Below are 5,918 nucleotides of genomic sequence, written 5' to 3' on the forward strand. Positions count from 1 at the left end.
AAATTGTTTGATATGATTGTGGTAACATTTTGTTTTGATGGGGCCTCATTGCCCCTATTTTTTTTACTCCACTATTTTCTCAAATTATTGCCACATCTCATCTTCAACCCCCTTGTCACCCGGTAAGGTAAAGGTGAGATAACCGGATATCTGGGGAAAATTATCTCAGATCAAAAATTTGCCTCTAACATAGGCATATAGCTGAAATCTTATCCACGGATATGGTCAAACCTCTGCGCTTATTAACCCTAGCTGGTTGCTTGGGAATGTTCACCATAGCCAGTGCTATCCCCCTGCGTCTAGCCATAGCACGTCAACAAAATCCCCACCCCCAAGCCATCTTGATGCTCAGTGGGGAAAACAGCAGAGCCAAATTCACCCGAGAAATGGCTCAAAAATTCCCTGACCTTCCAATTTGGGTTTCTGTGGGCGAACCGGAAATCCGCCGCATCTTAGGTGACCTTCACAACCAAAAGCTACAGGTAGGCGATCGCATCCAGTACGACAACCGCGCCACAGATACAGTAACTAATTTTACCACAATGGTTGTACCTTTGCAACAAAATAATATTCGCCACGTCTATCTCGTCACCTCAGACTACCATATGCCCCGCTCCCAGGCGATCGCCACTATTGTCTTTGGTAGTCAGGGAATCGCCTTTACTCCTGTCCCCGTCCCCTCCCAAAGCTCTCAGCGAGAAGCTCGAACACGTATTGCTAGGGACATAGGGCGCTCAGTGGTTTGGCTAGTTACCGGGCGCACCGGAGCCAGTTTCAATCCCCGCTTGCAATCGGCGACAGGTAATAGCAGATCATAAATTTGTCAATTTACTAAAAATATACCCCAAACATCGCCGACTTTTGGTAATAGACATCTCCGAAAATTAAATGTAAATGGTTTGAAACCTTTGTAGAGACGTTCCATGGAACGTCTCTACCTTCTTTTCCGGAGATTTCTAATATACAAGTGTTCCGAAAAGTCGGGGATTTCATTATATATTTCCAAAAATTAAATAGGGTTTGCTGAAAAAGTTATCTGTGAAGGCAAGGGAACAGGGAACTCTTAACAGGGAACAGTTTCAGCTATCTGTCATCCTATAATTTCCTGATTTATCAGAGGATGTTTTAAAAGGTATTAGGACTTACGCATTGACAAAAAACATGATCTATGATCTCTAGCTCATGCGATCGCTATTAAGATGAGCAAAAATATGCTCACGTACAACTAAAGTAAATAGATTCCGTTGTATTTCATACCAATTACTAATTATTTGTTCAGAGCGTATAAACTCCAACTTAACAAAAGCTTGAAGTGAACAAAAGATGTGAGTCTTAATTGCATTGATTTTGTTTCTTCCGGTGTGTTCCCAATTCCCAATTCCCAATTCCCAATTCCCAATTCCCTGTTTGTGTTTGTGTTTGATCACACTTTCCCATCCATAACTATGCGAATAACATATTTTCTGCTTAGTCTTTTGAAAAAAACTGTTTTTATCAAAAATATTACCTATTTTTTCCAAACTTCATCAAGAACAAAAAAGCATCTGATTCTGTATTTAACTGACTCTCTACTATTTTTATTGGCAATTTATATTGCATTTTCCATAGATTCCCACAGTTTATTTCCTTTGGATATATTAGGTAAATATCTCCCTTCTATTATTCCGGTGATTGCCGAAAAAATTCTGTTATTTTCCCTACTGGGAATGTACAAAAATGTACTAAAATACAGTGAATTTGCCTTTTTATACACAGCCTTCAAATCAGTTATTTTGGGACAAGGAGGATTGATCATCCTGGATTTGGTTTTCCGGGTCAATTTCCTACCTATTTCTGTTCAGATAGTAGATACTTTAATCACACTAATTTTAATAGTCACAGTCAGACTCATAGCGCGATGGCTGTTATATGGTTTGAGTTCTCCCCTGAGATTAAAACTCCCATCTCAACCCATTAGTAGTGTAGCAGATAGCAAGCAACTCCTGCAACCAGTAATTATCTATGGAGCCGGACAAGCTGGATTTCAACTATCCCAAGCACTTGTTCTGGATAACAACTTTGAGATTATAGCCTTTGTGGACGACAATTCACAACTATGGAAACATACGATTAATGGCATTCAGGTTTATAGCCCTGAGAAGTTGGAATATCTAATTAACAAGTACCAGGTACAGCTAGTACTCTTAGCAATTCCATCAGCAACGCCCACAAGAAAGCAAGAAATTGTTGCGGAACTTAAAGCTCTAGATATAGAAGTCAAAACAGTACCCACTCTAGCAGAAATCATATCAGGTAAAGTCTCCATTGCGCAACTCCGGAAAATCAATATAGGTGATATTTTAGGACGAGAAGAAGTTCTACCAGATCCCAAGTTACTGCAAGTCAACATCACAAATAAATCTGTTTTAGTCACAGGAGCGGGTGGTTCTATTGGTTCAGAACTCTGTCGTCAAATTGCTCAACAACAACCCCGCCACCTAGTTCTATATGAATTAAATGAATTTGCACTATATAACATTGAAATAGAGTTACGAGAAACCTACCCTAATTTGTCTTATTCTGCTTGTTTAGGCTCAGTAACTGATGCCCAACGCCTGAAACAGGTAATTACAGAATATAATATTGATACTTTATATCATGCTGCGGCTTACAAGCACGTTCCTTTAGTAGAAATGAACCTTGCCCAAGGGGTGATTAACAATATTTACGGTACACTAGTAGCTACGCGCACGGCCAATGAGTGTAAAGTTGAGACTTTTGTCTTAATTTCCACCGATAAAGCTGTACGACCCACCAGTGTGATGGGAACAACCAAACGAGTGGCTGAGTTGATTTTGCAAGCTTTATCAAAACAGCCGGATACCTACACCCGTTTGCTCATGGTCAGGTTTGGTAATGTGTTAAATAGCACGGGTTCAGTAGTACCCCGATTTCAACAACAGATTTTACAGCGACAACCGATTACTATTACCCATCCCGAAATTACTCGCTATTTTATGTCCATTCCCGAAGCAGCTCGCCTGGTCATTCAAGCTGGCGCTCTCGGTGAGGGGGGAGAGGTTTTCCTCTTGGATATGGGGGAACCGGTAAAAATTTACGATCTGGCGGTGCAAATGGTAGAACTCAGTGGTCTAGTTTTAGGGAAGGACATTGAGATTAAAATCACAGGTTTGCGTCCAGGAGAGAAGCTCTATGAAGAGTTGTTGATTGAAGAAGAGAATGTTAAAAAGACTATACATCCGAAAATTTACTCCGCCCAGGAAGCAATGATACCTTGGACAAAGCTAGAGCCATATCTGTATCAGCTTTTCTTAGCAGCCCAAGAAGAAGACAAAGATACTCTCTTATCTCTGCTCAACGTCCTCGTTCCTGAATATTACTCTCCACAGTTATCATCCCAACTGATGAGTAAATCTGCTGAGTAAATCTGCTTGACACTCCCCATGGGGACTTCCAGAAGCTTGTAGAGACGTTGTATGCAACCTCTCTACAACCATTAATTACCGGAGATGTTGATTAGACCTCTGGTGAAAATGAATGTAGGTACAATTCATGTAGGGACAATTCATGAATTGTCCCTAGAACGTCGATTCAGTAATGCTAGGTAATTTGTTTTTACCTTGTAGGGGCGAAGCATTCGGGTGATAACCTATCGCTGAAACCAATTCATATTCCGTCCGAATGCTATACGCCCTTACGATTAATGAATCGGTGTTCTAGAAAGGGTTTCAAATTACCCACATTCAATTACCGGAGAGATACAGCACATTCCATCTACATGAGGTACAATATGAACAGGCAAGACTTGTACTAAGCTTGTCGAAGTATGCCTGTGCCACAAGGGTTTTATCATTAATATCTGTACCTCATCATAACGAAAAATGCTGTATAATGAAACACAGGAGGTAATGAATCATGTATCAAAGTGAAGCACCCCCGCAAAAAAACTTGCCCACCATGTATGATTTACCCAGTGAGGGTGACAATGAGGAAGAATTAGAGTCCACCATTCATCCCCGTCCACCCTGGGAAACTTTGCCGACGATGTATGATTTACCTAGTGAAAATCCAGAGGAACCAGGGTTGCCAGACGAATTTCATGACTTTCAACCACAATTATTACGGGAAACCTGCCAATCTCCTGTTTATCCCCAGGAAGAAATGTTCATTGGTACGGATTTAAACTTATATTATGATGTGCGCCATTTTGCATGGTATAAAAGACCAGATTGGTTTTTAGTGTTAGGTGTACCCGCTTCAGAAAAACAAGAGGATATGCGCTGGAGTTATGTCATTTGGCAAGAAGGACTAGCGCCATTTTTAATCGTAGAATTATTATCACCAGGTACAGAAGCAGAAGATTTAGGACAAACATCAAGAAGCGCGAATAAACCACCGACAAAATGGCAAGCTTATGAACAGTATTTGCGATCGCCCTACTATGTTATTTTCGATAGATATGAAAATCGCCTCCGAGTATTTCAACTCATGGGCATAAAATATCAAGCAGTGGAACTGGTAGAACCAAAATTCTGGTTTCCTGAATTGCAATTAGGAGTAGGGGTTTGGTCAGGAAAATATCAAGGTACAGAAGGTTTGTGGCTACGTTGGTATAATGAGGATGGTGATTGGATTCCTACTTTTGCTGAAAGCGCACAACAGGAAAAACAACGAGCAGAACAAGAAAAACAACGATCAGAACAAGAAAAACAACGAGCAGACAAACTAGCGGAAAAACTGCGAGCTTTGGGAGTGAATTTAGATGAAATTTAAAGGAATTTAAACAAGCAAGCCAGGTAATAATTTTCTTGGCTAATAGCCTAGTTCAGCTTTAATGTTCATGTAGATGGAATGTGCTGTATATGAAGAACATTTATACAGAAAACAGCAATCAAACTCTAGAACAAAGAAAACAAGAAGCATTACAAACAGCCGCAAAATGTCAGCAAATTCTCCTAGAACAGGGAGCAAAAGAAGTAATATTATTTGGTTCTTTATCAGGAGAAAGCCCTTGGCATTGGCAATCTGATTTAGATTTAGCAGTGACAGGAATGTCGGAAAAGCAACAATGGGAGGCATATTCTCTTCTAGAAAAAATCGCACCTAATTGGTTAAAAATAGATTTGGTAGCATTAGAAGAACTACCAGATTTTATCCGTTCTCGGATTCTCAAAGAAAAACTCATGCCAACTAATAAATATTTAGCCTTAAAAACTCGCATTGAAGACGAGATGATGGCTTTAGAGCAGAATTTTCAAGCTTTAAAGCAATTAATTGCTCAAGCAGAAAGTATTCCAGAAATTGCCCTCACTCCTGCGTTATCTAGCTATATTTGTGATTTTTACACAGCCTGTGAGCGAATTAGTGAAAGAATTGCTGTTACTTTAGATGAGGGAATGCCAAAAGCCGAAAATTGGCATGAACAACTATTGTTACAAATGGCAGAAATTGGTGGGGAAAATCGTCCTCCTGTCTGGCAAGGTTCACTATTATTACAATTAAATGATTATCGGAAATTTAGACATTTAGCACGTCATAATTATAATTTGCAATTGCGAAAAGAAAGAGTATTAGAATTAGCCCAACAAACAGAAATAATTATCGTCAAAATCCAAGAGGCGATCGCACTTTTTAATCAATGGTTAGAATCTCAAGCAAAATAAATAAATATAGCATTTACCAAGCTAGTGAGGTACAGAGTTTTTTATCTTAGGAAATTGGGAATTGCGAATTGGGAATTGGGAACAGTAAATAAATTAGGGTGTACCTCATGAGACTGGGAAACGCTATAAATAAATAGGGGTTGCTGAGAAAGTCTTTCCGTGAGGGCATAGGAGTCAGGAGTCAGGAGTCAGGAGTCAGGAGGAGATTTGAAAATTTCTTTGCCATCTCTTGAAATCCCAAAAAATGCACACTTT

4 protein-coding genes and 1 pseudogene are annotated in these 5,918 nt (G+C 39.7%); 4 read left to right on the top strand and 1 reads right to left on the bottom strand.

Annotation, left to right across the window (positions count from 1 at the left end; translation table 11 throughout):
- Positions 1–221 precede the first annotated feature (221 nt).
- Positions 222–818 (top strand): YdcF family protein, encoded by a 597-nt coding sequence (locus FFR48_RS24550; protein WP_137669174.1) that lies wholly within the window; start codon positions 222–224, stop codon positions 816–818.
- 357 nt (positions 819–1,175) lie between these two features.
- On the opposite strand, the pseudogene FFR48_RS24555 reads toward FFR48_RS24550, so the two are convergent.
- Positions 1,176–1,340 (bottom strand): annotated as a pseudogene (locus tag FFR48_RS24555) (IS701 family transposase); the annotation flags it as partial.
- Between the two features lie 240 nt (positions 1,341–1,580).
- Between FFR48_RS24555 and FFR48_RS24560 the strand changes: the two are divergent.
- The 3 genes from FFR48_RS24560 (at position 1,581) to FFR48_RS24570 (ending at position 5,663) form a co-directional block, all read left to right on the top strand.
- Positions 1,581–3,425 (top strand): polysaccharide biosynthesis protein, encoded by a 1,845-nt coding sequence (locus tag FFR48_RS24560; protein ID WP_236104173.1) that lies wholly within the window; start codon positions 1,581–1,583, stop codon positions 3,423–3,425.
- Between the two features lie 490 nt (positions 3,426–3,915).
- Positions 3,916–4,773, top strand: coding sequence for a Uma2 family endonuclease (locus FFR48_RS24565; RefSeq protein WP_137669176.1), 858 nt, complete (start codon positions 3,916–3,918; stop codon positions 4,771–4,773).
- Between the two features lie 89 nt (positions 4,774–4,862).
- Positions 4,863–5,663 carry a nucleotidyltransferase family protein gene (locus FFR48_RS24570; protein WP_162501954.1) on the top strand — a complete coding sequence of 267 codons (801 nt, stop codon included), beginning with the start codon at positions 4,863–4,865 and terminating at the stop codon, positions 5,661–5,663.
- Positions 5,664–5,918 lie beyond the last annotated feature (255 nt).

Source organism: Sphaerospermopsis reniformis (genome assembly GCF_005402885.1).
In the GTDB taxonomy this organism is placed as follows: Bacteria; Cyanobacteriota; Cyanobacteriia; order Cyanobacteriales; family Nostocaceae; genus Sphaerospermopsis; species Sphaerospermopsis kisseleviana.

What these genes read in the sequence shown, in the direction of transcription:
- FFR48_RS24565 (WP_137669176.1), top strand. Translation starts at nt 3,916, where the DNA reads ATGTATCAAAGTGAAGCACCCCCGCAAAAAAACTTGCCCACCATGTAT.
- FFR48_RS24570 (WP_162501954.1), top strand. Translation starts at nt 4,863, where the DNA reads ATGAAGAACATTTATACAGAAAACAGCAATCAAACTCTAGAACAAAGA.
- FFR48_RS24550 (WP_137669174.1), top strand. Translation starts at nt 222, where the DNA reads ATGGTCAAACCTCTGCGCTTATTAACCCTAGCTGGTTGCTTGGGAATG.